The sequence below is a fragment of the Pseudomonas sp. GW821-FHT09E12 genome, assembly GCF_059416085.1.
The window spans coordinates 350,044-374,954 of sequence record NZ_JBWKOM010000005.1 but is presented as its reverse complement, the minus strand read 5'-3'; the positions used below and the strand labels follow the sequence as shown (position 1 = coordinate 374,954).

The following is a 24,911-nucleotide window of genomic DNA, read 5'->3' as shown; positions in this document are numbered from 1 at the left end:
ACAGGGCTACAGGGTTACTGGGCGGGCTTCTTGAAGACGTAGAACAGGTTCGGCTCACTGACCAGGTACAGGGTACCGTCGTCGTCCATGGCAATACCTTCGGCCTGCGGCACCGTGGCCTGCAAGCCTTGCCGGCCCTTGCGCAGCGACATGGTGCTCAGGGGCCGACCATCCACGTCCAGTTCCAGCACCAGCCACGACTCATCCGACAGCGCCAGCAGATGCCCGGTGCGCTCGTCGTATTGCAGGCTGGACAGGTCACGCACAAACAACCCGGCATCGCGCTTGGGGTTGTTGACCACATGCACCGCGTAGGACTTCTCCGGGTCGTAATGCGGGAACCCCTTGACCTCGTAGATCAGCATCGGGTCGCGTTCCTTGGCGACGAACAGGCGCTTGCCCACCGAATCGTAGGCCAGGCCCTCGAAGCCCTTGTTGCCGCTCATGTGCACACCCAGGGTCATCTGCTCGGCGTCCGCCGCGTCGAGGAACACCGTGTCCTCCTCCAGATGGATCTTGATCAGCCGCTGCTGGCGCTCGTCGGTGATCACATAGGTGTCGGCGCTGATGAACTCGACCGCTTCCGGGTCGCCAAACCCGGTCAGGGCAATGCGCCGCAGGATGCGCCCGTCGAGCGACAGCTCGATCAGCTCGGCATTCTTGTTGGTCACGGTGAACAGGCTTTTGCGCACCGGATCGTAGGTCAGCGCCGAGACGTCATCCAGGCCTTCGATCTTTTGTGCTTCGAGAGTCACCCGATAGCCATCAAGGCCAATGGCATCGGTGTTGGCCGGCTGCGACATGACCCGCCAGTTGAACCACAGGCGCTCGAAGTAGCGGTGGTGCTGCCCGGCAATGCCCAGCAGCACCAGCACGATAAAACACAGGAGGAGGAACAGCGGTTTGGGATAGGCGAGTCGACGCATGCTGGCAAGCTCAAATACAAATCAGGCGGATGAAATATCACAGCCGGATGAATTTAAACTTAATCGCAGCGGGCGTATGCCGGATTATGGCCTTTTGCCGCCAGAAACCTCTGAATCAGTGCTTCTCAAAGCGATAGAACAGATTGGGTTCGCTGACCATGTACAGGTTGCCCTGCTCATCCATGGCCACGCCCTCGGCCCGCGGAATGGTGTCTTTGAGGCCATTGAAACCGCCCAGCAAGGTCATGAAGCTGACTTGCTCGCCGGTTTCGTCCAGTTCCAGCAACATGTGCGAATCGGCGGACAGCACCAGGGTATGACCGGTGCGTGGGTCGATGCTCAGGGCGGACAGGTTGCGCAGGTCCAGCTCATCGCTTTCCAGTTTCTGCTTGTCACCCTTGAGGGTCTGGCTGCCGTCGCTGTTCCAGGTGAACAGCGCCGGCGGACGCTCCTCGCCCAGCAGCAACTGCTGCTTGCGCGCATCCCAGGCCACGGCTTCGAATGCCTTGTTCTGGTCCTGCGAAGGCCCCAGGTCGTATTTCGGGAAGTCGGAAATATTCAGCTCGCGGGTATTGGCATCCACCTTGACGATGGTCAGCAGGTGATCGCGCTCGTCGACAATCCCCAGCAGGCCGTTCCCCATGACCGTCACCCCTTCCGGGTTGCTCCAGCCCACCAGCGGCATCTTGCGCAGCACATCGCCCTGCAGGTTCAGTTCGACCAGGAACGGGTTCTTGCCCATCACCGCAAACAGGGTCTTGGTCTGCGGGTTGTAGGCCAGGTCGGAGGCCTCGTCCTTCTCCATGCCCGGCAGTACCTTGGCGTCGATGACCGCGCGGTAATCCGGCAGCCAGACACTTTCCTGGCGCTCGGCCGGGGTTTCGAAACGCTCCAGCACCCAGAGCAGGCCACGGTCGTCCCAGTGCATGGCAATCGCGACGCCATAGCTCACGATGCCCGCCAGCAACAGCCAGGAATACCAGCGCATGTGGAACAAACCGCGACGACGAACCGTTTGAAGCTCGGGGGTGTGAGGCATGGACATGGGGAGCGCGTTCCAAAAAGTCAGCTATTGGTAATAGCACATCGGGGCAGACTCAGACGCCTGGACGCGGAAAATTATCCAGACCGGATGTGAAAAATTCGGAAAAAGTCAGAAATATCCTGGATTTCCGCGCTTTCTTAGGAGAGGCCCGCCCATTGCAGGCGGGCCCCGCTGAGTCAGCTAACGCGACTTTCGAAGCGGCTGACGCCCGGCAGTTCCAGCACCAGCTCGTCGTCCACGTTCAGCGGACCCACACCCACCGGCGTACCGGTCAGGATCACGTCGCCCGCCTGCAAGGAGAAGCAGCCGGCCATGTACTGGATCATCGGTACGATCGGGTTGAGCATGATGCTGCTGTTGCCGTCCTGGCGGACCTCGCCGTTGATGGTCAGGCGAATATTGATGTCGGTCAGGTCCGGGAACGTACTGCCGACCACAAAGGGCGCCAGCACGCAGGCGCCGTCGAAGCACTTGGAGATTTCCCAGGGCAGGCCCTTGGCCTTGAGCTCGGCCTGCTTGTCGCGCAGGGTCAGGTCCAGGGCCGGGGCGAAACCGGAGATAGCATCCAGCACTTCTTCGCGGCTGGGTTGGGTCGACAGTGGCTTGCCGATCAATACCGCGATTTCCGCCTCGTAATGCACGGAGCCACGCTCGGTGGGGATGGCAAAACCGCCTTCCAGCGGCACCACGCAACTGCCCGGCTTGATAAACAGCAGCGGCTCAGTCGGCACCGGATTGTCCAGTTCCTTGGCGTGCTCGGCATAGTTGCGCCCGATGCACACGATCTTGCCGACCGGGAAATGAATACGGGTACCGTCGACATACTGGTGCTGATAGCTCATTACCGACTCCTGCTCGTTTGGTTCATCTGGTACCGCTGCTTGAGTGACCCTTAGGTCAAACAGCGAAAATCTTGCCCGGGTTCATGATGCCGTTCGGGTCGAACACCGCCTTGACCGCCTTCATGTAGTCGATTTCCACCGGCGAACGGCTGTAGGTCAGGTAATCGCGCTTGGTCATGCCCACCCCGTGCTCGGCGGAAATCGAGCCGTTGTACTTCTCGACAGTCTCGAACACCCACTTGTTGACGGTGGCGCACTTGGCGAAGAACTCGTCCTTGCTCAGGTCGTCCGGCTTGAGGATGTTCAGGTGCAGGTTGCCGTCGCCGATGTGGCCATACCAGACCACTTCGAAGTCCGGGTAGTTTTGCGCGACGATCGCATCAATATCCTTCAGGAAAGCCGGCACCTTCGACACCGTGACCGAAATGTCGTTCTTGTACGGGGTCCAGTGCGAGATGGTCTCGGAGATGTACTCGCGCAATTTCCACAGGTTCTGCAGTTGCTGCTCGCTCTGGCTCATCACGCCGTCCAGCACCCAGCCCTGCTCCACGCAATGCTCGAAGGTGGCCAGGGCGTCGTTGGCCACGTCCTCGTTGCTGGCTTCGAACTCCAGCAACACATAGAACGGGCAGTCGGTCTCGAACGGCGCCGGGACGTCGCCGCGGCCGAGGATCTTGGCCAGGGCCTTGTCGGAGAAAAATTCGAAGGCGGTCAGGTCGAGCTTGCCCTGGAAGGCATGCAGCACCGGCATGATCGAGTCGAAATCCGGCGTACCGAGCACCATCGCCGTAAGGTTGTTCGGCGCGCGCTCCAGGCGCATGGTGGCCTCGACCACGAAGCCCAGGGTGCCCTCGGCGCCGATGAACAGCTGGCGCAGGTCGTAGCCGGTGGCGTTCTTGACCAGGTCCTTGTTCAGCTCCAGCAGGTCGCCCTTGCCGGTGACCACTTTCAGGCCGGCCACCCAGTTGCGGGTCATGCCGTAGCGAATCACCTTGATCCCGCCGGCATTGGTGGCGATATTGCCGCCAATCTGGCTGGAACCGGCGGAAGCGAAATCCACCGGGTAATACAGGCCGCTTTCTTCGGCGCGGTTCTGCAACTGCTCGGTCACCACACCCGGCTGGCAGACCGCGGTGCGGTCGGTCAGGTTCAGGTCGAGGATCTGGTTCATGTAGTCGAAAGACACCACCACTTCGCCATTGGCCGCCACGGCGGCAGCCGACAGGCCGGTACGGCCGCCGGACGGCACCAGCGCGACCTGGTGCCGGTTGGCCCAGCGCACGATGGCCTGGACCTGCTCGATGCTCTTGGGAAAGACGATGGCGCTCGGCGCCGGGGCGAAGTGTTTGGTCCAATCCTTGCCGTAAGCATTCAGGGAGTCGGCATCGGTCAGGACCTTGCCAGCCTCGACCAGGGTCTTCAGCTCATCAATCAGCGCAGGATTGGTCATCGACAGAACTCTCGAACAATTCATGGTCATCCTGAGAACGCTTCACGTCGCAGGAACGAGTGTTTCGCGGGGTCCGTATGCTAGCATACGACCCCCCGCAGAATAGTGCCGAAGGGCGTTCTGCGGCGACGGCTTTCCTGCCGTCCGGGTCAGCATCTGTTGACCATTTCCTGCCATTTTTCTCCGGGACACAGGTTTACGCAGATGAGCAAGACTTCTCTCGATAAGAGCAAGATCAAGTTCCTTCTTCTCGAAGGCGTCCACCAATCGGCTGTCGACGTCCTCAAGGCCGCGGGCTACACCAGTATCGAGTACCTCACCGGTTCTCTGCCGGAAGCCCAACTGAAGGAAAAGATCGCCGATGCGCACTTCATCGGCATTCGCTCCCGCACCCAACTGACTGAAGAAATCTTCGATCACGCGAAGAAGCTCGTCGCTGTTGGCTGCTTCTGCATCGGCACCAACCAGGTCGACCTCGACGCGGCTCGCGAGCGCGGTATCGCGGTGTTCAACGCACCGTACTCCAACACCCGTTCCGTAGCCGAACTGGTGCTGGCCGAAGCGATCCTGCTGCTGCGCGGTATCCCAGAGAAGAACGCCTCCTGCCACCGTGGCGGCTGGATCAAGAGCGCGGCCAACTCCTTCGAGATCCGTGGCAAGAAACTGGGCATCGTCGGCTACGGCTCGATCGGCACCCAACTGTCGGTCCTGGCCGAAGGCCTGGGCATGCAGGTGTTCTTCTACGACACCGTGACCAAGCTGCCACTGGGTAACGCCACCCAGGTCGGCAACCTGCACGAGCTGCTGGGCATGTCCGACATCGTCACCCTGCACGTTCCGGAAACCGCTGCCACCCAGTGGATGATCGGCGAGAAGGAAATCCGCGCCATCAAGAAAGGCGGCATCCTGATCAACGCCGCCCGCGGCACCGTGGTCGAACTGGACCACCTGGCCGCAGCGATCAAGGACAAGCACCTGATCGGCGCCGCCATCGACGTGTTCCCGGTGGAGCCACGCTCCAACGACGAAGAGTTCGAAAGCCCGCTGCGCGGCCTGGACAACGTGATCCTGACCCCGCACATCGGCGGCTCGACCGCCGAAGCCCAGGCCAACATCGGCCTGGAAGTGGCGGAGAAGCTGGTCAAGTACAGCGACAACGGTACTTCGGTATCGTCCGTGAACTTCCCGGAAGTGGCCCTGCCGGCTCACCCTGGCAAGCACCGTCTGCTGCACATCCACGAGAACATCCCGGGTGTGATGAGCGAGATCAACAAGGTCTTCGCCGAAAACGGCATCAACATCTCCGGTCAGTTCCTGCAGACCAACGAGAAGGTTGGCTACGTGGTGATCGACGTCGACGCCGAATACTCGGAGCTGGCGCAAGAGAAGCTGCAACACGTCAACGGCACCATCCGCAGCCGCGTGCTGTTCTAAGCACTCGCTGGCAATAAAAAGGGAGGCCCTGGGGCCTCCCTTTTTGTTTACAGGCAGTTTTTACCGTCCGCGCTTACTTGACGGTGATGGTGATCTTTTCCGAAACGATTGGCGGGTCGAACGGCACGTGGTTCTTGTCGCCCAGCTCCAGCTGCAGGGTGTGCTTGCCCGGGGCCAGGGTCAGCTCGGTTTCGGTCTGGGCCTTGCCGAAGTGGATATGCTGGGCGTCGGCCGGGATCGGCATGTTTTCGGCTGGCAGCTTGTCGACGTCGACCAGCAGGTGGTGGTGCCCGGTGTGCGGAGTCTGGTCGCCGGCGGGCGCCAGGGAGATGTCGCTGACGCCGAACTTGACCTTGAAGGTCTTGGCCACGGTATCGCCATTGACCGGGGTGACGATAAATACAGAAGCGCCTTCCGGCGCCTTGGTGCGAGGCATATCCGCAGAAGCCAGCATCGAGGCCCCCAGCAGCAGGCCGGTCAACGCAGCACGAGATATAAAGGTTTTCATTCTATTCTCCAGTTTTTCCGCAAAATCGGTACGGTTATGACAACTTCGTGGCATATCGTTGTCGAAGGGCAATCAACACCATAGCAAAGCGAGCCTGAACAGCGCATCGCACATATAAATTCAAGGAGTGACCATGCGTTTCCTGCCTGGCCTGATACTTTTGCTACCTCTTGTGAGCACTTACGCTCAAGCCGAACTGATCGACGATGTGAACGATCGCGGGGAACTGCGTATCGCGCTGGAGGCCAATACCCCGCCCTTCAACTTCAAGGACGACGGCAAACTCACCGGTTTCGAAGTCGAGCTGGGCCAACTGCTCGCCCGGGAACTGGATGTGCGGGCGGACTTCGTGGTCGCCGACGCTGCCGACCTGCTACCTGGCGTCGAAAGCGGCCGCTACGACATCGCCATCAATCACGTAGCAATGACCCCGGAACTCAAGGATCGTTTCGACTTCAGCGAGCCTTACAGTTATTCCAGCGCACAATTGATCGTACGCAAGGAAGAAGAGCGCACGCTGGGCAGCCTGCAAGCGCTCCAGGGCCGAGCCCTCGGCGTGGCCCAGGGCAGCCAGTTCGCCGAGCAGGCACGCACCGTTGAAGGCATCGACCTGCGCAGCTACCCGAACGCCCAGCAACCCATCAAGGATGTGGCCGACAAGCAGCTCGACGCGGCCATCAGCGACCGCCTGCTGATCCCCTACGCCATTCGCGACAGCCGCTTGCCGGTGAAGGAAGGCGCCAAGGTCGGGCCGACCCTGAGCCTGGCGATCCCGTTCCAGAAAGGTAACCCGGCGTTCCAGGCGAGCCTCGATGGCGCGCTGCAGCGCATCAAGGCCGATGGCCGGTTGATGGCGTTGTCGGAAAAATGGTTCGGCATGGATGCGAGCAAGCCGCCCAAGCCTTGATGCTGTAGCCGCTGCCGCAGGCTGCGAAAGACCCGCAGGACCTCAGCGATATCACGTTCGCCACGGCCGTACCGGCCGATCGCAGCCTTCGGCAGCGGCTACAGGGGCTAGAGGGCGGCCAGGGCTGCGGCGGCCTCGGCCAGTTCCAGCTCGCTGAACACTTGCACCCCGGCGCGCTTGAGCAAGGCGGCGGTGACGCCCTCGCCGCTGACCTTGACCCCGCTGAAGCTGCCGTCATAGGTCAGCAGGTTGCCGCAGGACGGGCTGTTGGCCTTGAGCACGGCGATGCGAATCCCATGCTCGCGTACCAGCTCCAGCGCCTGCCGGGCGCCGCTGAGGAACTCGGCGCTGACATCCTCGCCCTCGGTGGTGATGACCCGCGCCAGGCCATCGAGCACTTCACCGCCCTGCCCGCCGGGTATTTCCGCGGCCGCCCGTGGCGTCGGCAAGCCGCCGGCGACTTCCGGACACAGTGCGACCACCCGGCCTTCGGCCTGCCAGTTCGCTAGTTGATCGAACGGCCCGCTGGCGCCACCGTCGTAACGCACGCGGTGGCCCAACAGGCAGCGACTGACCAGGATCTTGTGCATGATCAGAACGGCTCGTTGCCGCGCCGGCGGAACCAGCCCGTCAAGGACAGGCGCTCCCGGGTCGCGGGCAGGACTTCGTGGGGCACCTCGCCGGAGAGGAACACCACCAGCCGGCCGCCGGCGGGATCCACGTCGTATTCGGTCTCGCCATCGAAGTACATGCGCAGTTGCCCGCCCTGCTCCGGCAGCCAGTCCTGATTGAGGTAGATCACCGCCGACACCATGCGCCGGTCATCGTCGCGGAAACGGTCGACGTGCTTGAGGTAGAACGCCCCTGGCGGGTACAGCGCGAAATGGCTTTCGAAGTCTTCCAGGCCGAGGAACAGCCCGCGGTTCAGCGCCTCGCGCAGGCTGTCCATCAAGCCCAGGTAGGTATCGCAGCAGTCGGCCTGGCCGGGCTCGAGCCACTGGATATGATCGCCACGGATCCCCTCGCGAATCTCCTGCGCCGGGCCACGGCCAACCGCCGCTGGCGCCAGCTCGCCTTCGGCCGCGCGCTTACGGCACTCGGCCGCCAGCTCCAGGGTCAGGGCTTCTGGCAGGAAGATGTTCTGCTGCGACCAGCCACGGGTGGCCAGGTCATCGACAATGCGTAACAGCAGGGGGTGATCAGAGGGTATTTGCATGGCGCGCATAGTATCCACACCCAGATGAATCCGACAGATCCGCGAGATAATTCTGACCAAGCAGCCTGGCGCTGCCTCTGTTCGTCGTTCGATCGGACAGTTTGCGTACTGAACCTGATACGAATTCTCGACAACCATCGCCTCGCCCCGGAGAATAGTGGGCTGCCGACAGGAGTCCTTATGCGCCGTTTGCTTTTTTCACTGTTGATGTTCTGTGTGTTGCCCGCCTGGGCAGACGGCCACGACCAGTTGTACAAGGTCGCCGGCTGGCCGGAACAACGCGCGCATTTCAACGATGCCCTTACCGCCGCCCAGCAGCGTTACCAGAATAGCCTGCCGCCAGCGGTCTATCAGGCCCTGGTCAATAACAGCAACCAGCGCTTCGCGCCGCAGGCCATGGACCGCCGCGCCCAGGCGCAGCTGCGGCAGAACCTCGCCGATCCGAAACCGGCCCTGGCGTTTTTCCAGTCGCCGCTGGGGCGCAAGATCGTTGCCGCCGAACTGCTGGCGACCCGCCGCGACCAACTGGCGAAGAATGCCCAGGGCCTGCCGAAGATGCAGGCCAGCGATACCCGTCAATTGATTATCGGCCACCTGGCCCAGGCGCTGCCGGCCCGTGAAGCCGGCGCGGAAGTCAGCCTGGCCATCGCCGGGGTGGCTGCCGACAGCCTGAGCCAGATGATCCCCGGCCTGCTGGGGGCCGGCCAGGCGCAGAACATGCTCAACGGCCAGCGCCAGCGGCTGATGGTGCAGATCGGCAACGACCTGAACAACACCCTGCTGTACGTCTATCGCGACCTGTCCGACCCCGAGCTGGAAGAGTTCGCCAACTTCGCCGAGTCCGCCGAAGGCAAGGCCTACTATCAAGCCGCCCTCGCCGCGATCCGCGCCGGGCTGGCCGTCGGCCAAAGCACTTCCAGCCTCACGCCCTAAACACCTCTTGTAGCCGCTGCCGCAGGCTGCGATAGGTCCGTAGGACCTCAGTGGTCGCAAGATCGGCGCGACCGTGCCGGTCGATCGCAGCCTGCGGCAGCGGCTACAGGTGCGTGAATACCGTCAAAGATGCTGGTTCAGGAAAGCGAAGTATTCCTGGCGAATGCGCGCCGCCTCGTTCGCCAGGTGATGCCGCGCCTCGGGCAGCATCAGCACCTGGGGCTGCTGGAACTTCTGCCGGATCACCTGCAGGTTGTGCTGCCAATCCACTGTCATGTCCGCTTGCCCCTGAACGATCAGCGGCTGCCGGCTGCTGCGCGGGGCCAGCTCGATGCGCTTGATCCACTGCGCCAGCGCGCCGACCCAGGCAGTCGGCAGGCGCAGGGGTTGCAACGGGTCGCGCTGCAGGAACGGCAGGAAATCGGGGTCGGTGGAGTTCTCGCTGAAGCGCCGGGCGATGCCTTTGACAAAAGGCCGGAGCATGTAATAGCTGAGCTTCGACCAGCCCCAGGCACGCGGGCGCACCAGCGGCGAGAGCAGGATCACCTGGCCCTGGGCCGGGCTCTGCATGCCCTGGTTGAGCAAGTGATCGATCACGATCGCACCGCCCGTGCTTTGCCCGCACAGGTGCCAGGGCTGGGGCAGATCGAGGGAGCGGGCTTCGTCGAACAGGCCTTGCAGCACCGCCTGGTACACCGCGAAATCATCGATGCTGGCGCGCTCGCCGCTGGACAGGCCATGACCCGGCAGGTCGCAGGCAATCACCGCCCACTGCCGCTGCAGCGCCCACTCGATCACATGCCGGTACAAGCCCATGTGATCGTAGAAACCGTGCAACAGAAACAAGGTCGCCACCGGCTGCTCGGGCCACCAGACCTGGCCGACCACCTCAAAACCACCGACCGAAAAACGCCCCAGCCCACGCTTGACCGGCAGATCCAGCCCATAGAAACGCTGATAGGCCTGCGCCTGGGCCGAGAGCGGCTGTGCCTCGGCCAGGGGCCGCAGGCTGGCGCGCAGAAGGTCGGGGTCGAAGGTCGCAGGCATAAGGGTTTTCCCAGGGTGGCGCGGAACGCGAAACAGGCTTTATCGGCCTGCGATATTCATCTGTCGGGGCAAGCATGGCAAGCTACGCGACCTTCGAGGAATGATCCGTATGCGTCTGCCCTACCGCACGACCCTGCTTGCCAGCCTGCTCGCCCTCCTGTGCGCCGGGGTGCTGTGGGTCGCCTACGACTGGTTCCAGGGACGTTTTCTGCGCACCTTCAGCGAACACACCGCGGTGTTTTCCGGCGACCCGCTGCAACTGCCTCCTGGCCTCGCCGGCGAAGGTGCCATCCGCCTGGTGCATTTCTGGGACCCGGCCTGCCCGTGCAATGTCGGTAACCAGCAGCATCTGGCCGAGCTGATCGAACACTACGGCCCGCAGGGCGTGGAGTTCTACTCGGTGCAGAAGGCCGGCAGCCACGGCCAGTTGCCCGCCACCCTGAGCCGCCTGAAAATCCTCGACGGCCTGCCCGGCTCGGAGCAGATCCCCGCCAGCCCGGCCGTGGCGATCTGGGACCGCAACGGCACCCTGGCCTATTTCGGCCCCTACAGCGAAGGCCTGACCTGCAATTCCAGCAACAGCTTTATCGAACCTATCCTCCAGGCCCTGCACGAAGGCCGCGCGGTCAGCGCCACCCACACCTTGGCGGTGGGCTGTTATTGTCCATGGCCGAAACAGACGGATTAAGGCATTCCTGACTTTTCGCAGACAACGGATGCCCGGCACAGAAGGCCTGTGCTAAATGTTTGCCTTCCCCACGGCAGGCAAATCGCAGAAAGAACAAGGAGTCGCCATGAAACGCAGCCTGACCGTACTCGTCGTCCTGATCCTTGCCCTTGCCGCGGGAGGGGGCTGGTACCTGTACAGCAAGCAGCCGTCGCGCCAGGGCCAGGTCGAGCTGGAGCGCCTGCAGGGCTCGGTCACGGTGCGCTACGACGAACGCGGTGTGCCGCATATCCGCGCGGAAAACGAAACCGACCTGTACCGCGCGCTGGGTTATGTCCACGCCCAGGACCGGCTGTTCCAGATGGAAGTCATGCGGCGCCTGGCCCGCGGTGAGCTGGCCGAGATATTCGGCCCCAAACTGCTCGACACCGACAAACTGTTCCGCAGCCTGCGCATCCGCGAGCGCGCCGACAGCTACGTCGCCGGGCTGGATCGCCAGTCCCCTGCCTGGAAGGGCCTGCAAGCCTACCTGGACGGGGTCAACCAGTATCAGAACAGCCATCCGCAACCGATCGAATTTGATGTCCTGGGGCTTCCCAAGCGTTCCTTCACCGCCGAAGACAGCATCAGCGTCGCCGGCTACATGGCCTACAGCTTCGCCGCGGCCTTCCGCACCGAACCGCTGCTGACCTACGTGCGCGACCAGCTCGGCAGCGACTACCTGAAAGTCTTCGACCTCGAGTGGCAGCCCAAGGGCGCCCTGACCAAGGGCCGTGGCCCGCTGGCGCCAAGCCTGGCCGCCAGCGACTGGCAGGACCTGGGCGCCATCGCCCGGCTGAGCGAGCAGGCCCTGGCCGACGCCGGCCTGCCGCAATTCGAGGGCAGCAACGCCTGGGCGGTGTCCGGCACCCGCACCAAGAGCGGCAAACCGTTGCTGGCCGGCGACCCGCACATCCGCTTCGCGGTGCCGTCGGTGTGGTACGAGGCCCAGCTGTCGGCACCGGGCTTCGAACTCTACGGTCATCACCAGGCGCTGGTGCCCTTCGCCTTTCTCGGCCACAACCTGGACTTCGGCTGGAGCCTGACCATGTTCCAGAACGACGATCTGGACCTGATCGCCGAGAAGGTCAACCCGAACAACGCCAACCAGGTCTGGTACCGCGGCAAGTGGGTCGACCTGGTCAACAGCGAGCAGCAGATCGCGGTGAAGGGCCAGCCGCCGGTCACCCAGATCCTGCGCCAGTCGCCCCACGGGCCGATCGTCAACGACGTGCTCGGGGCCAATGCCGGCAAGACGCCGATCGCCATGTGGTGGGCCTTCCTCGAAACGCCGAATCCGATCCTCGACGGCTTCTACCAGCTCAACCGCGCCGACACCCTGGCCAAGGCCCGCAGTGCCGCGTCCAAGGTCCAGGCGCCGGGCTTGAACATCGTCTGGGCCAATGCCAAGGGCGACATCGGCTGGTGGGCCGCGGCGCTGTTGCCGAAACGCCCGATCGGCGCCAAGGGCACGTTCATCCTCGACGGCAGCACTTCGCTGGCGGACAAAGAGGGCTTCTACCCATTCAGCGCCAACCCCCAGGAAGAAAACCCGGCGCGCGGCTATATCGTTTCGGCCAACTTCCAGCCGGTCTCACCCACCGGCATGGAGATTCCCGGCTACTACAACCTCGCCGACCGTGGCCAGCAACTGGACCGCCAGCTCAGCGACAAGAGCGTGAAATGGGATATCGACGCCAGCCAGAAACTCCAGCTGGGCACCACCACCGCCTATGGCCCGCGCCTGCTGGCGCCGCTGCTGCCAGTCCTGCGCGAAGTAGTGAGCGACCCGCAGGAGCTCAAGCTGGTGGAGCAACTGGCGCAGTGGAAAGGCGACTACCCGCTGGACTCCACCAGCGCCACCCTGTTCAACCAGTTCCTGTTCAACCTCACCGATGCCGCTTTCCATGACGAGCTGGGCGACGCCTTCTTCGACACCCTGCTGTCCACCCGGGTGATCGACGCCGCGCTGCCACGCCTGGCTGCCTCCGCCGACTCGCCGTGGTGGGACAACCGCAACACCCTGGGCCAGGAAAGCCGCGCCGACACCGTCAGGGTCGCCTGGCGCGCCAGCCTCGCTCATCTCAAGGCGACCTTTGGCGACGACTCGACGAAGTGGCTGTGGGGCCAGGCGCATACTCTGACCCACGGTCATCCGCTGGGCCTGCAGAAGCCCCTGGACCGGGTGTTCAACGTCGGCCCGTTCGCCGCGCCCGGCACCCACGAAGTGCCGAACAATCAATCGGCCAAGATCGGCCCCGCGCCCTGGCCAGTGACCTATGGTCCGTCCACCCGGCGCCTGATCGACTTCGCCGATCCGGCCCACAGCCTGAGCATCAACCCGGTCGGGCAAAGCGGCGTGCTGTTCGACAAGCACTATCAGGATCAGGCCGAGGCTTATATCGAAGGGGTGTACCAGCAGGCGCACTTCAACGAAGAAGAGGTCACGGCCAATACCCACAGCACCCTGAAGCTGTTGCCGGCGCGGACGGCGCAGTAACCCCTGTGGTGAACGACGCCTGACCCGCAGCAGCCAGCTTGGCTGGCGATCCAGTCGACGCGGCACTCAAGGCCGGGGCCACCCGTGAAGAGATTGCCGCCACCCTGGCCACCGCCATCTCACTGAATGCCGGAACGGCCTATGTCTATTCACTGCACGCCCTGGCGGCATACGACTCGCTGAAGAGCCGAGGCGTTTTCTGCTGTAGCCGCTGCCGCAGGCTGCGATAGGTCCGAAGGACCTCGGCGACCTTGAGACCGCTGCGACCGTTCCGGTCGATCGCAGCCTGCGGCAGCGGCCACCCCCGAAAACGACATCGCCCCTGAACAGGGGCGATGTCTTGTCGCGGTCAACGCCTTGCGGCTGTCGCGTATCAGGCCGCTTCCGGGGCCTGTGCGCGGCGCACGTCCGGCTGCTTCCAGGAATCGGCCGCGGCCTCTTCGATGGCTTGCTGGATGGCGCGCTTGCGCCGCTCTTCGGCCTGGCGACTGAAGTACCAGACCAGGAAGGTCACCAGCGACACCGCCAGCAGGATCAGGCTGGCCACGGCGTTGATCTCCGGTTTCACCCCCAGGCGCACCGCCGAGAACACTTCCATCGGCAAGGTGGTGGAGCCCGGGCCGGAGACGAAGCTCGCCAGCACCAGGTCGTCCAGGGACAGGGCGAAGGACATCATGCCGCCCGCCGCCAGCGACGGCGCGATCATCGGGATGGTGATCAGGAAGAACACCTTCCACGGCCGCGCGCCGAGGTCCATGGCCGCCTCTTCGATGGACAGGTCCAGCTCGCGCAGACGCGCCGACACCACCACCGCCACATAGGCCGCGCAGAACGTGGTGTGGGCGATCCAGATGGTGACGATGCCGCGTTCCTGCGGCCAGCCGATCATCTGCGCCATGGCCACGAACAGCAGCAACAGCGACAGGCCGGTAATCACTTCCGGCATCACCAGCGGCGCGGTGACCAGGCCGCCGAACAGGGTGCGGCCCTTGAAGTGGGTGATACGGGTCAGCACGAAGGCCGCCAGGGTACCCAGGGCCACCGCGGCGATCGCGGTGTAGCAGGCGATTTCCAGGGAGCGCACCACCGAGCCCATCAGTTGCGAGTTGTCCAGCAGCCCGACGTACCACTTCACCGACCAGCCGCCCCAGACCGTCACCAGCTTGGAGGCGTTGAACGAGTAGATCACCAGGATCAGCATCGGCAGGTAGATGAACAGCAGACCCACCACCAGCATCAGGTTCGAGAAACTGAAGCGCTTCATTCCTTGCCCTCCATTTCTTTGGCCTGACTGCGGTTGAAGAGGATGATCGGCACAATCAGGATCGCCAGCATCACCACTGCCAGGGCCGATGCCACCGGCCAGTCACGGTTGTTGAAGAACTCTTGCCAGAGCACTTTACCGATCATCAGGGTTTCCGGACCGCCGAGCAGTTCCGGGATCACGAACTCGCCCACCACCGGGATGAACACCAGCATGCAGCCGGCGATGATGCCGTTCTTCGACAGCGGCACGGTGATTTTCCAGAAGCTGTTGAAAGTGCTCGAACCCAGGTCCGAAGCAGCTTCCAGCAGGCTGGTATCATGCTTCACCAGGTTGGCGTAGAGCGGCAGGATCATGAACGGCAGGTACGAATAGACCACGCCGATATACACCGCCAGGTTGGTGTTGAGGATCTGCAGCGGCTCGTCGATCAAGCCCATGCTCATCAGGAAGCCGTTGAGCAGGCCGTTGTTGCTGAGGATGCCCATCCAGGCATAGACGCGGATCAGGATCGCGGTCCAGGTCGGCATCATGATCAGCAGCACCAGCACGGTCTGCAGCTCTTTGCGGGCGCTGGCGATGGCATAGGCCATCGGGTAGCCGATCAACAGGCACAGCAGGGTGCTGAAGAACGCCATCTTCAACGAGCCGAGGTAGGCGGCGATATACAGCTCGTCATCGCCGAGCATCGCGTAGTTGCCCAGGTTGAGCAGCACCTGCAGCTTCTGGTCGATGAAGCTGTAGATCTCGGTGTACGGCGGAATGGCTACGTCCGCTTCGGCGAAGCTGATCTTCAGGACGATGAAGAACGGCAGCATGAAGAACAGGAACAGCCAGAGGAACGGAACCCCGATGACCATCTGACGGCCACCGGGAATTATTCGATTGAGGCGGCGCTTGAGCTTTCGCATGTTCATGAGCGCAGTACCACGCCGCTGTCGTCTTCCCACCAGACGTACACCTGGTCGCCCCAGGTCGGACGCGCGCCGCGACGCTCGGCGTTGGCTACGAACGACTGCACCAGCTTGCCGCTCGGCAGCTCGACGTAGAACACCGAGTGGCCGCCCAGGTAGGCGATGTCGTGCACCTTGCCGCTCGACCAGTTGTATTCGCAGGTCGGCATGTCCGGGGTCACCAGGAGTTTTTCCGGGCGGATGGCGTAGGTCACCGACTTGTCCTGCACCGAGGTGCTGATGCCGTGGCCCACGTAGATGTTGCGGTCCAGGTCCTTGCAGGTGATGGTCGCGTGGCCTTCGGCGTCGTCGATCACTTCGCCCTCGAAGATGTTGACGTTGCCGATGAACTCGCAGACCAGGCGGCTGGTCGGGGTTTCGTAGATGTCGATCGGGCTGCCGATCTGGGCGATCCAGCCCAGGTGCATGATCGCGATGCGCTCGGCCATGGTCATGGCTTCTTCCTGGTCGTGGGTCACCATCACGCAGGTCACGCCGACCCGCTCGATGATCTCCACCAGTTCCAGTTGCATCTGCGAGCGCAGCTTTTTATCCAGGGCGCCCATGGGTTCATCAAGCAGCAGCAGCTTCGGCCGCTTGGCCAGGGAGCGGGCCAGGGCCACGCGCTGGCGCTGGCCGCCGGAGAGCTGGTGCGGCTTGCGCTTGGCGTACTGGCTCATCTGCACCAGCTTGAGCATCTCGGCCACGCGGGCATCGATCTCGGCCTTGGGAATCTTGTCCTGCTGCAGGCCGAAAGCGATGTTCTGCGCCACGGTCATGTGCGGGAACAAGGCATAGGACTGGAACATCATGTTGATCGGCCGCTCGTAGGGCGGCATGTCGGTGATGTCCACACCGTCCAGGTAGATGCGCCCCTCCGTGGGCCGTTCGAACCCCGCTAGCATCCGCAGCAGGGTGGACTTACCCGAGCCAGAACCGCCGAGCAGGGCGAAGATCTCGCCTTTCTTGATTTCCAGGGACACATCGTCCACGGCAATCGTCTCGTCGAACTTCTTCGTGACCCGGTCGATTTTGACCAACACCTGCTTCGGTGTCTGGTCGCCCTCGAGGGCTTTCTTGTAGGCGCCGGAGGCAACTGCCATTTACGAAACTCCCAGAAAAAAAGAGTGCAGTTCGCCCAAGGCGGGCGAACCCAGGATAGTTTGAGCGGTTGACGCTATTTGCCCGACTTGACCTTGGTCCAGCTGCGGGTCATGAGTCGTTGGATCTTGGGTGGCAACTCTGAGTTGACGTACAGCTTGTCGACAATCTCCTGCGCCGGGTAAACGGCTTCGTCCTTGCGGACCGACTGGTCCATCAGCTCGCCCGCCTTGGGGTTCGGGTTGGCATAACCGACGGAATCGCTGACCTGGGCGATCACCTCAGGCTTGAGCAGGTAATTGATGAAGGCATGGGCCTGCTTGACGTTACCGGCGTCCTTGGGAATGGCCAGCATGTCGAACCAGAGGTTGCCGCCTTCCTTGGGAATCACATAGGCGATTTCGATGCCCTTGCCGGCTTCGGCGGCGCGCGCCTTGGCCTGGAACACATCGCCGGAGAAGCCCGCGGCCACGCAGATTTCGCCATTGGCCAGGTCGGAGATGTATTTCGAGGAGTTGAAGTAGGTCACGTAAGGCCGCACCGCCAGCAACTTGGCTTCGGCCTTCTTGTAGTCGTCGGGGTTCTGGCTGTTGGGGTCCAGGCCCATGTAGTTGAGCACCGCCGGGAGCATTTCATCGGCGGAGTCGAGGAAGGCCACGCCGCAGCTCGACAGCTTCTTGATGTTTTCCGGCTCGAACAGCATGGCCCAGGAGTCGATCTTGTCCACGCCCAGCGCGGCCTTGACCTTCTCGACGTTGTAGCCGATGCCGTTGGTGCCCCACAGGTAAGGCACGGCGTACTGGTTGCCCGGGTCGTTCTTCTCCAGGCGCTTGAGCAGCACCGGATCGAGATTGGAATAGTTGGGCAGCTGCGCCTTGTCGAGCTTCTGGAACGCCCCGGCCTTGATCTGCTTGCCCAGGAAGTGGTTGGACGGCACGACCACGTCATAACCGGTACGACCGGCGAGCAACTTGCCTTCCAGGGTTTCGTTGGAATCGAACACGTCGTACAGCGGCTTGATGCCGGTGGCCTTTTCGAAGTCCGCCAATGTGCTCTGACCGATATAGTCAGACCAGTTATAAATATGCACGGTCGGCGCGGCATAAGCGCTGACGGCCAGCGTCAGCCCGGCGCCCACCAGCATGGCTTTGCGAAATAAAGAAATAGGCAAGTGGAGGTCCTCTCAACAATTGGGCCTGAGTTGCCCGCACTACATGACAGCCAAGAGCTGCCCAGCAACAAAACCGGCGCGCAACTTACCTTCGATAAACCGATCCAGCAAAACTTTCTGTCATTTAATTGCACCGCTGACCGCCCTCGCGGGGACGACAGCCAGCGGTTGCTGCCTCAAACCGGCTTATTTGCCAGATTTGATCTTGGTCCAGCTGCGGGTCAACTCACGCTGGGTGGCGGCCGGCAGATCGGCGATCGCATACAGCTTGGCCTGCACGTCTGCTGGTGGGTAGATGCCCGGATCGCTGGTGATGTCTTTTTCTACCAGTGCCGTTGCGGCGGCGTTACCGTTCGGGAAACGCACGGCGTTGGTGATGCTGGCCATGACTTCAGGCTTCTGCAGGTAGCTCATGAACTTGTAGGCGCCCGCGACGTTTTCAGCATCCTTCGGAATGGCGACCATGTCGAAGAAGCTGCCGGCGCCTTCTTTCGGAATGGCGTAGCTGACTTTCACCTTGTCGCCGGCTTCGGCGGCACGGGACTTGGCCTGCTGCACGTCACCCGAGTAGCCGACCGCTACGCAGATGTTGCCGTTGGCCAGGTCCGAGATGTACTTGGAGGAGTGGAAGTAGGTGATCGAAGGACGGATCTTGAGGAACAGCTCTTCGGCTTTCTTGATGTCGTCTTTCTTCTGGCTGTCGGTCGGCAGGCCCAGGTAATGCAGCGCGACCGGGATCATTTCGGTTGGCGAGTCGAGGAAGCTCACGCCGCAGCCCTTGAGTTTGGCGATGTTCTCGGGCTTGAGCAGGGTGTCCCAGGAATCGATCTTGTCGACGCCCAGCGCAGCCTTGACCTTCTCCGGGTTGTAGCCGATGCCGATGGAACCCCACATGTATGGGAAAGCGTGCTTGTTGCCCGGGTCACTGACCGAAACCGCCTTGAGCAGATCCTGGTTCAGGTTTTTCCAGTTGGGCAACTTGGAGACGTCCAGCTCCTGATAAACGCCGGCCTTGATCTGCTTGGCCAGGAAGTTGTTCGACGGCACGACCACGTCGTAACCGGACTTGCCTGCCAGCAGTTTCGCTTCCAGGGTCTCGTTGCTATCGAAAACGTCGTAGACCACCTTGATCCCGGACTCTTTTTCGAAGTTCGCGATGGTGTCAGGTGCGATGTAGTCGGACCAGTTGTAAACGTGCAGCACTTTGTCGTCTGCCTGGGCCACTGCCGCCATCGCGCCCATCAGGGACATGGCGAGGAGGGTCTTGCCAGCTTTCTTCATACCTATTGCCTTCATGCGTCATGCTCCAATTATTCTTTTTAACCTTGTGTTCAGCGACCGGTTGCCAGGCAACTAAAAACAGGCGGTAGTCTGGCAAGTTCCAAGGCGGGCTTTCAACAGAAGACCCCATCCTTTATGGCCGCCCCGAGCGAAGTACCGCGGGATACTCCGCTCAGAGCCTAGCACTTAGCCCTGTAACGCACTCAAGGTCAGGTCCAGGCACTTGCGGGCCTTGCTCACCAGCTCATCGATCTCCTCCTTGGTGATCACCAGGGGCGGAGCGATGATCATGGTGTCGCCCACGGCGCGCATGATCAGGCCATTGTCGAAGCAGAACTGCCGACAGATCATGCCGACGCCTCTTCCGACATACCGCGCACGGGTGGCCTTGTCCTGAACCAGCTCGATGGCGCCCAACAGGCCGACTCCGCGAACCTCACCCACCAGCGGGTGATCGTTCAGTTCCCGCAGGCGTTTCTGCAAATACGGTGCCGTTTCTGCCTTGACGCGCTCGATAATTTTTTCGTCGCGCATGATGCGGATGTTTTCCAGGGCCACGGCGGCGGCCACCGGGTGCCCGGAATAGGTGAAACCGTGGTTGAAATCGCCGCCCTCGTTGAGCACCGCCACCACTTCGTCGCGCACGATCAGGCCACCCATGGGGATGTAGCCGGAGGTCAGGCCCTTGGCGATGGTCATCATGTCCGGCTTGAGGTCGTAGAAATCGCTACCGAACCACTCACCGGTCCGCCCGAACCCACAGATCACCTCGTCGGCGACGAACAGGATGTCGTACTTGGCGAGGATTTCCTTGATCCGCGGCCAGTAGCTTTCTGGCGGCACGATCACGCCGCCCGCGCCCTGGATCGGCTCGGCGATGAAGGCACCGACGTTATCGACGCCGACTTCGAGAATCTTCTCTTCCAGCTGGTTGGCCGCCCAGATCCCGAACTCGTCCGGGGTCATGTCGCCGCCTTCGCCGAACCAGTAAGGCTGCGGGATATGCACGATGCCCGGGATCGGCAAGTCGCCCTGTTCGTGCATATAGGTCATGCCGCCCAGGCTCGCGCCGGCCACGGTGGAGCCGTGATAGCCGTTGACGCGGCTGATGATGGTTTTCTTCTTCGGCTGGCCCTTGATCGCCCAGTAGTGGCGAACCATGCGCAGCATGGTGTCGTTGCCTTCGGAGCCCGAGCCGGTGAAAAACACATGGTTCATGCCCTTGGGGGCCACATCGGAGATGGCCTTGGCCAGTTCCAGCGCCGGCGGGTGGGCGGTCTGGAAGAACAGGTTGTAGTACGGCAGCTCGCGCATCTGCTTGCTGGCGGCGTCGGCCAGTTCTTCGCGGCCATAACCAATGGCCACGCACCACAGCCCGGCCATGCCGTCGAGGATCTTGTTGCCCTCGCTGTCCCAGAGATAAACGCCCTCGGCGTTGGTGATGATCCGCGGGCCCTTCTCCTTCAATTGCTTGAAGTCGCTGAACGGGGCCAGGTGGTGCTCGCTGCTGAGGGTTTGCCACTCACGGGTTTGCGGGTTGTTGCTGGTCATTGGAACTCTCCTGATTTTCCGGTGAGGGCGCCGCCGGTGACGACGGCGCCCCGCGCATCAGACGGCGAAGAGCAGGAACTCCCGCTCCCACGAACTGATGACGCGCTTGAAGTTTTCATGCTCGGCTCGCTTGACCGCGACGTAGCCAGTGATGAATTTCTTGCCCAGGTACTTCTCGATGGTCTTGCTGTTTTCCATGCGTTCCAGGGCGTCCTCGATGGTCAACGGCAGGCGCAGGTTGCGGCGCTCGTAACCGCGGCCGACCACCGGCGCGCTCGGGTTGTGGCCTTCGACCATGCCGATGAACCCGCACAGCAGGCTGGCGGCGATGGCCAGGTAAGGGTTGGCGTCGGCGCCCGGCAGGCGGTTTTCCACCCGGCGGTTCTGCGGCCCGGCATCCGGCACGCGCAGGCCCACGGTGCGGTTCTCTTCGCCCCACTCCACGTTCACCGGTGCCGAGGTGTCCGGCAGGAAGCGGCGGAACGAGTTGACGTTGGGCGCGAACAGCGGCAGCAGCTCGGGGATGAACTTCTGCAGGCCGCCGATGTGGTTGAGGAACAGCTGGCTCATGGTCCCGTCTTCATTGGAGAAGACGTTCTTGCCGGTCTCGATGTCGATGATGCTCTGGTGCAGGTGCATGGCACTGCCCGGCTCGCCGGTCATCGGCTTGGCCATGAAGGTGGCGGCCACCTCGTGCTTGAGCGCGGCTTCGCGCATGGTGCGCTTGAACACCAGGATCTGGTCGGCCAGGGACAGGGCGTCGCCGTGACGGAAGTTGATCTCCATCTGCGCCGTGCCGTCTTCGTGGATCAGCGTGTCGAGGTCCAGCTCCTGCAGTTCGCACCAGTCGTAGACGTCCTCGAACAGCGGGTCGAATTCGTTGGCCGCTTCAATGGAGAACGACTGGCGACCGGTTTCCGGGCGCCCGGAGCGGCCAACCGGTGGCTGCAACGGGTAGTCCGGGTCGTCGCTGCGCTTGGTCAGGTAGAACTCCATCTCCGGCGCCACGATCGGCTGCCAGCCGTGGTCGGCGTAGAGTTTCAGGACCTTCTTGAGCACGTTGCGCGGCGACAGCTCGATCGGGTTGCCCTGCTTGTCGTAGGTGTCGTGGATCACCTGGGCGGTCGGCTCGATGGCCCAGGGCACGAGGAATACCGCGTTCTGGTCCGGACGGCAGACCATGTCGATGTCGGCCGGGTCCAGCAGTTCGTAATAGATGTCGTCTTCGACATAGTCGCCGGTCACCGTCTGCAACAGCACGCTCTCGGGCAGGCGCATGCCTTTTTCGGCGATGAACTTGTTGGTCGGCGAGATCTTGCCCCGGGTAATCCCGGTCAGGTCGCCAATCATGCATTCGACTTCTGTGATCTTGTGGTCTTTCAACCAATCGGTGAGCTGGTCGAGGTTGTTACTCATAAATGCCTCTAGGCGTGAGTTTCCTGGCTCTTATAAGCCAGGTTTTTGTGACGCATTGGCGTCGCGTTGAATGACCCGCTTGCGACAGGCATCGCCAAATGCCTGGAAGATGGCGAGGTAGTGAGGGTTAGAGCTTACCTGCCATTCGGGGTGCCATTGCACCCCCAAAGCAAAAGCCTTGCCTCCCTCGATCGGCGCCCCCTCGACGGAGAAGGCTTCGATCAACCCATCGGGTGCCAGGGCCTCTATCTTCAGGCCCGGCGCCAGACGTTCAACGCCTTGGCCATGAATCGAATTGACTTCAATCTGCGCCGGCAGGCCGAGGCCGGCCAGCACCCCGCCCGGCTGCACATGCAGCGCATGGGCCGGAGCGTATTGCACTTCCACCGGCTGGCTATCGTCCTCACGGTGGTCCATGAACGGACCGGCTTCGTGGACCCGCTGATGCAGGCTGCCGCCGAAGGCCACGTTCATTTCCTGAAAACCGCGGCAGATCCCCAGTACCGGAACCCCGGCCGCCACCGCGGCGCGGATCAGCGGCAGGGTGCTGGCATCACGGGCAGGGTCGTGCGCGGTTCCCGGCGCGCTGGCTGGACCGCTATAGTGAAAAGGTTCGATATTGGAGGGTGAACCGGTAAAGAGGAGGCCATCCAGACCGTCCAGAATATCGGACGGGCTCAGAATATCGGCCAGGGACGGGAGGATCATGGGCACGCCCTTGGCTGCTACTGCCACTGCGCGGACGTACTTGTCGCCACTGATGTGATAAGCATGCAGACCGATCTGCCTGGAGCAGGCGGTGACGCCGATTAACGGCAGGCGAGACATGAAACACCCCGGTATTATTGCTGTTATGGGTTTAAATCGAGCTTAGCCTTGTTCATTTTTTTACACAACACCCCCGTAAAAAATACAACACGGCCCGCTCAAGGCTGCGGCGGCCAAGCCCTCCGAAGCCAGAAAAGCGCCCCAAAAATGCCCCGCAGGCGCTTTTTTAGGGCAAAAAAGGCCTCGCTTGACTTCGGCATGCCGTTCGGGTTGACTGAAACCTGAAAAGATCAATGATTGATATTTTTAACAACAAAGGTGTTGCATCATGTCGGTACCCCCGCGTGCCGTTCAGCTTAACGAAGCGAACGCGTTCCTTAAGGAACATCCTGAGGTTCTGTACGTTGACCTTCTGATTGCGGATATGAATGGTGTGGTGCGCGGCAAGCGCATCGAACGCACCAGCCTCCACAAGGTTTACGAGAAAGGCATCAACCTGCCGGCCTCTTTATTTGCTCTGGATATCAATGGCTCGACGGTGGAAAGCACCGGCCTGGGCCTGGACATCGGCGACGCCGATCGAATCTGCTATCCAATCCCCGATACCCTGTGCAATGAACCCTGGCAGAAGCGCCCCACCGCGCAACTGCTGATGACCATGCACGAACTCGAAGGCGACCCTTTCTTCGCCGACCCGCGCGAAGTGCTGCGTCAAGTCGTTGCCAAGTTCGACGAGCTGGGCCTGACCATCTGCGCGGCTTTCGAGCTGGAGTTCTACCTGATCGACCAGGAGAACGTGAATGGCCGGCCACAGCCGCCACGCTCGCCAATCTCCGGCAAGCGCCCGCATTCGACCCAGGTCTACCTGATCGACGACCTCGACGAGTACGTCGACTGCCTGCAGGACATTCTCGAAGGCGCGAAAGAACAAGGCATCCCGGCCGACGCCATCGTCAAGGAAAGTGCTCCGGCGCAGTTCGAAGTGAACCTGCACCACGTCGCCGACCCGATCAAGGCTTGCGACTATGCGGTACTGCTCAAGCGTCTGATCAAGAACATCGCCTACGACCATGAGATGGACACCACCTTCATGGCCAAGCCTTACCCAGGCCAGGCGGGTAATGGTCTGCACGTCCACATTTCGGTCCTGGACAAGGACGGCAAGAATATTTTTGCCAGCGAGGATCCCGAGCAGAACGCCGCACTGCGTCACGCGATCGGCGGTGTGCTCGAGACCCTACCGGCGCAGATGGCTTTCCTCTGCCCGAACGTCAACTCCTACCGCCGTTTCGGCGCGCAGTTCTACGTGCCGAACTCGCCGAGCTGGGGCCTGGACAACCGTACCGTGGCCATCCGCGTACCGACCGGTTCTTCCGATGCCGTGCGCATCGAACACCGTGTCGCCGGTGCCGATGCCAACCCGTACCTGCTGATGGCTTCGGTGCTGGCGGGCGTGCACCACGGTCTGGTCAACAAGGTCGAACCGGGCGCGCCAACCGAAGGCAACTCCTACGAGCAGAACGAGCAGAGCCTGCCGAACAACCTGCGCGATGCATTGCGCGAGCTGGACGACAGCGAAGTCATGGCCAAGTACATCGATCCGAAATACATCGATATCTTCGTGGCCTGTAAAGAAAGCGAGCTGGAGGAGTTCGAGCACTCAATCTCCGACCTCGAGTACAACTGGTACCTGCACACCGTGTAAGCGGCTGCAGCAAAAAAACGCCACCGGCCGCAAAGGCCCGTGGCGTTTTTTATGGCCGCCTTGCGGCGGATCGCGGGCAAGCCTCGCTCCTACAGGATCGGAGCGTATGCCATTTCCACCTTGTAGGAGCGAGGCTTGCCCGCGAAGGCGTCCTGGCAGACAACACCCGACACGCCTCGTACAATGC

General features: G+C 62.2%; 22 protein-coding genes and 1 pseudogene. 7 read left to right on the top strand and 16 right to left on the bottom strand.

The genetic code is table 11. From position 1 onward, the window contains the following. Positions 1-14: 14 nt before the first annotated feature. From AC07PQ_RS16855 to AC07PQ_RS16840, 4 genes are all read right to left on the bottom strand, one after another. A complete protein-coding gene (locus AC07PQ_RS16855; RefSeq protein ID WP_009046073.1) occupies positions 15-926 on the bottom strand; it encodes an SdiA-regulated domain-containing protein in 912 nt (303 codons plus the stop codon). 115 nt (positions 927-1,041) lie between these two features. Further along, positions 1,042-1,971, bottom strand: coding sequence for an SdiA-regulated domain-containing protein (locus AC07PQ_RS16850; RefSeq protein ID WP_007932844.1), 930 nt, complete (start codon positions 1,969-1,971; stop codon positions 1,042-1,044). A gap of 176 nt (positions 1,972-2,147) precedes the next feature. After that, a complete protein-coding gene (locus AC07PQ_RS16845; RefSeq protein ID WP_493185915.1) occupies positions 2,148-2,813 on the bottom strand; it encodes a fumarylacetoacetate hydrolase family protein in 666 nt (221 codons plus the stop codon). 55 nt (positions 2,814-2,868) lie between these two features. Beyond that, positions 2,869-4,263: an FAD-binding oxidoreductase gene (locus AC07PQ_RS16840; protein WP_037036309.1), complete on the bottom strand. Its 1,395-nt coding sequence runs from the start codon at positions 4,261-4,263 to the stop codon at positions 2,869-2,871. Positions 4,264-4,467: 204 nt separating this feature from the next. Between AC07PQ_RS16840 and serA the strand changes: the two genes are divergently transcribed. Next, on the top strand, positions 4,468-5,697 hold the full coding sequence (gene serA / locus AC07PQ_RS16835) for a phosphoglycerate dehydrogenase (protein ID WP_007932850.1): 1,230 nt from the start codon (positions 4,468-4,470) through the stop codon (positions 5,695-5,697). 73 nt (positions 5,698-5,770) lie between these two features. Here serA and AC07PQ_RS16830 read toward each other — a convergent pair whose 3' ends face one another. Beyond that, complete coding sequence (locus AC07PQ_RS16830; protein WP_101336220.1) at positions 5,771-6,205, bottom strand: DUF4399 domain-containing protein; 435 nt, start codon at positions 6,203-6,205, stop codon at positions 5,771-5,773. A 133-nt stretch (positions 6,206-6,338) separates the two neighbouring features. On the opposite strand from AC07PQ_RS16830, the gene AC07PQ_RS16825 reads away from it, so the two are divergent. Beyond that, complete coding sequence (locus tag AC07PQ_RS16825; RefSeq protein WP_493185914.1) at positions 6,339-7,112, top strand: transporter substrate-binding domain-containing protein; 774 nt, start codon at positions 6,339-6,341, stop codon at positions 7,110-7,112. A 107-nt stretch (positions 7,113-7,219) separates the two neighbouring features. Here the strand turns inward: AC07PQ_RS16825 and AC07PQ_RS16820 are convergent, their stop codons facing one another. Both AC07PQ_RS16820 and AC07PQ_RS16815 read right to left on the bottom strand, forming a co-directional pair. Next, positions 7,220-7,702, bottom strand: a complete 483-nt coding sequence (locus AC07PQ_RS16820) for a 2-thiouracil desulfurase family protein (protein ID WP_277589802.1) — start codon at positions 7,700-7,702, stop codon at positions 7,220-7,222. 2 nt (positions 7,703-7,704) lie between these two features. After that, entirely contained in the window at positions 7,705-8,337 is a 633-nt protein-coding gene (locus AC07PQ_RS16815) for a 2OG-Fe(II) oxygenase (RefSeq protein ID WP_037034054.1), read from the bottom strand. 171 nt (positions 8,338-8,508) lie between these two features. Here AC07PQ_RS16815 and AC07PQ_RS16810 point away from each other — a divergent pair, with 171 nt between their 5' ends. After that, positions 8,509-9,261 carry a DUF2059 domain-containing protein gene (locus AC07PQ_RS16810; RefSeq protein WP_007923106.1) on the top strand — a complete coding sequence of 251 codons (753 nt, stop codon included), beginning with the start codon at positions 8,509-8,511 and terminating at the stop codon, positions 9,259-9,261. Between the two features lie 123 nt (positions 9,262-9,384). Here the strand turns inward: AC07PQ_RS16810 and bipL are convergent, their stop codons facing one another. Then, on the bottom strand, positions 9,385-10,308 hold the full coding sequence (gene bipL / locus AC07PQ_RS16805; protein WP_493185913.1) for a phospholipase BipL: 924 nt from the start codon (positions 10,306-10,308) through the stop codon (positions 9,385-9,387). A 109-nt stretch (positions 10,309-10,417) separates the two neighbouring features. Here bipL and AC07PQ_RS16800 point away from each other — a divergent pair, with 109 nt between their 5' ends. The 3 genes and pseudogenes from AC07PQ_RS16800 to AC07PQ_RS16790 form a co-directional block, all read left to right on the top strand. Beyond that, on the top strand, positions 10,418-10,996 hold the full coding sequence (locus tag AC07PQ_RS16800; RefSeq protein ID WP_007932728.1) for a DUF6436 domain-containing protein: 579 nt from the start codon (positions 10,418-10,420) through the stop codon (positions 10,994-10,996). Positions 10,997-11,102: 106 nt separating this feature from the next. Next, positions 11,103-13,514 (top strand): penicillin acylase family protein, encoded by a 2,412-nt coding sequence (locus AC07PQ_RS16795; protein ID WP_493185912.1) that lies wholly within the window; start codon positions 11,103-11,105, stop codon positions 13,512-13,514. Between the two features lie 44 nt (positions 13,515-13,558). Further along, positions 13,559-13,744 (top strand): annotated as a pseudogene (locus AC07PQ_RS16790) (hypothetical protein); the annotation flags it as partial. A 143-nt stretch (positions 13,745-13,887) separates the two neighbouring features. Here AC07PQ_RS16790 and AC07PQ_RS16785 read toward each other — a convergent pair. From AC07PQ_RS16785 to AC07PQ_RS16750, 8 genes are all read right to left on the bottom strand, one after another. Beyond that, positions 13,888-14,778 (bottom strand): ABC transporter permease subunit, encoded by an 891-nt coding sequence (locus tag AC07PQ_RS16785; RefSeq protein ID WP_023967929.1) that lies wholly within the window; start codon positions 14,776-14,778, stop codon positions 13,888-13,890. Then, a complete protein-coding gene (locus AC07PQ_RS16780; RefSeq protein WP_169916015.1) occupies positions 14,775-15,656 on the bottom strand; it encodes an ABC transporter permease subunit in 882 nt (293 codons plus the stop codon). The genes AC07PQ_RS16785 and AC07PQ_RS16780 overlap by 4 nt, the downstream gene beginning before the upstream one ends. Before the next feature lie 35 nt (positions 15,657-15,691). Further along, the gene (locus tag AC07PQ_RS16775) at positions 15,692-16,834 is read right to left on the bottom strand and encodes an ABC transporter ATP-binding protein (protein ID WP_007928322.1); all 1,143 of its coding nucleotides are present in this window, start codon (positions 16,832-16,834) and stop codon (positions 15,692-15,694) included. 74 nt (positions 16,835-16,908) lie between these two features. Beyond that, positions 16,909-18,003 (bottom strand): polyamine ABC transporter substrate-binding protein, encoded by a 1,095-nt coding sequence (locus tag AC07PQ_RS16770; protein ID WP_009051375.1) that lies wholly within the window; start codon positions 18,001-18,003, stop codon positions 16,909-16,911. Between the two features lie 186 nt (positions 18,004-18,189). Beyond that, positions 18,190-19,284: a polyamine ABC transporter substrate-binding protein gene (locus tag AC07PQ_RS16765; protein WP_037035226.1), complete on the bottom strand. Its 1,095-nt coding sequence runs from the start codon at positions 19,282-19,284 to the stop codon at positions 18,190-18,192. Between the two features lie 186 nt (positions 19,285-19,470). Further along, positions 19,471-20,835, bottom strand: coding sequence for an aspartate aminotransferase family protein (locus AC07PQ_RS16760; RefSeq protein WP_087092489.1), 1,365 nt, complete (start codon positions 20,833-20,835; stop codon positions 19,471-19,473). Between the two features lie 57 nt (positions 20,836-20,892). Next, the gene (locus AC07PQ_RS16755; protein ID WP_007928318.1) at positions 20,893-22,251 is read right to left on the bottom strand and encodes a glutamine synthetase family protein; all 1,359 of its coding nucleotides are present in this window, start codon (positions 22,249-22,251) and stop codon (positions 20,893-20,895) included. 30 nt (positions 22,252-22,281) lie between these two features. Further along, positions 22,282-23,079 (bottom strand): gamma-glutamyl-gamma-aminobutyrate hydrolase family protein, encoded by a 798-nt coding sequence (locus AC07PQ_RS16750; RefSeq protein ID WP_274304961.1) that lies wholly within the window; start codon positions 23,077-23,079, stop codon positions 22,282-22,284. A 268-nt stretch (positions 23,080-23,347) separates the two neighbouring features. On the opposite strand from AC07PQ_RS16750, the gene AC07PQ_RS16745 reads away from it, so the two are divergent. Next, positions 23,348-24,724, top strand: coding sequence for a glutamine synthetase family protein (locus AC07PQ_RS16745; RefSeq protein ID WP_007928314.1), 1,377 nt, complete (start codon positions 23,348-23,350; stop codon positions 24,722-24,724). Positions 24,725-24,911: the final 187 nt, after the last annotated feature.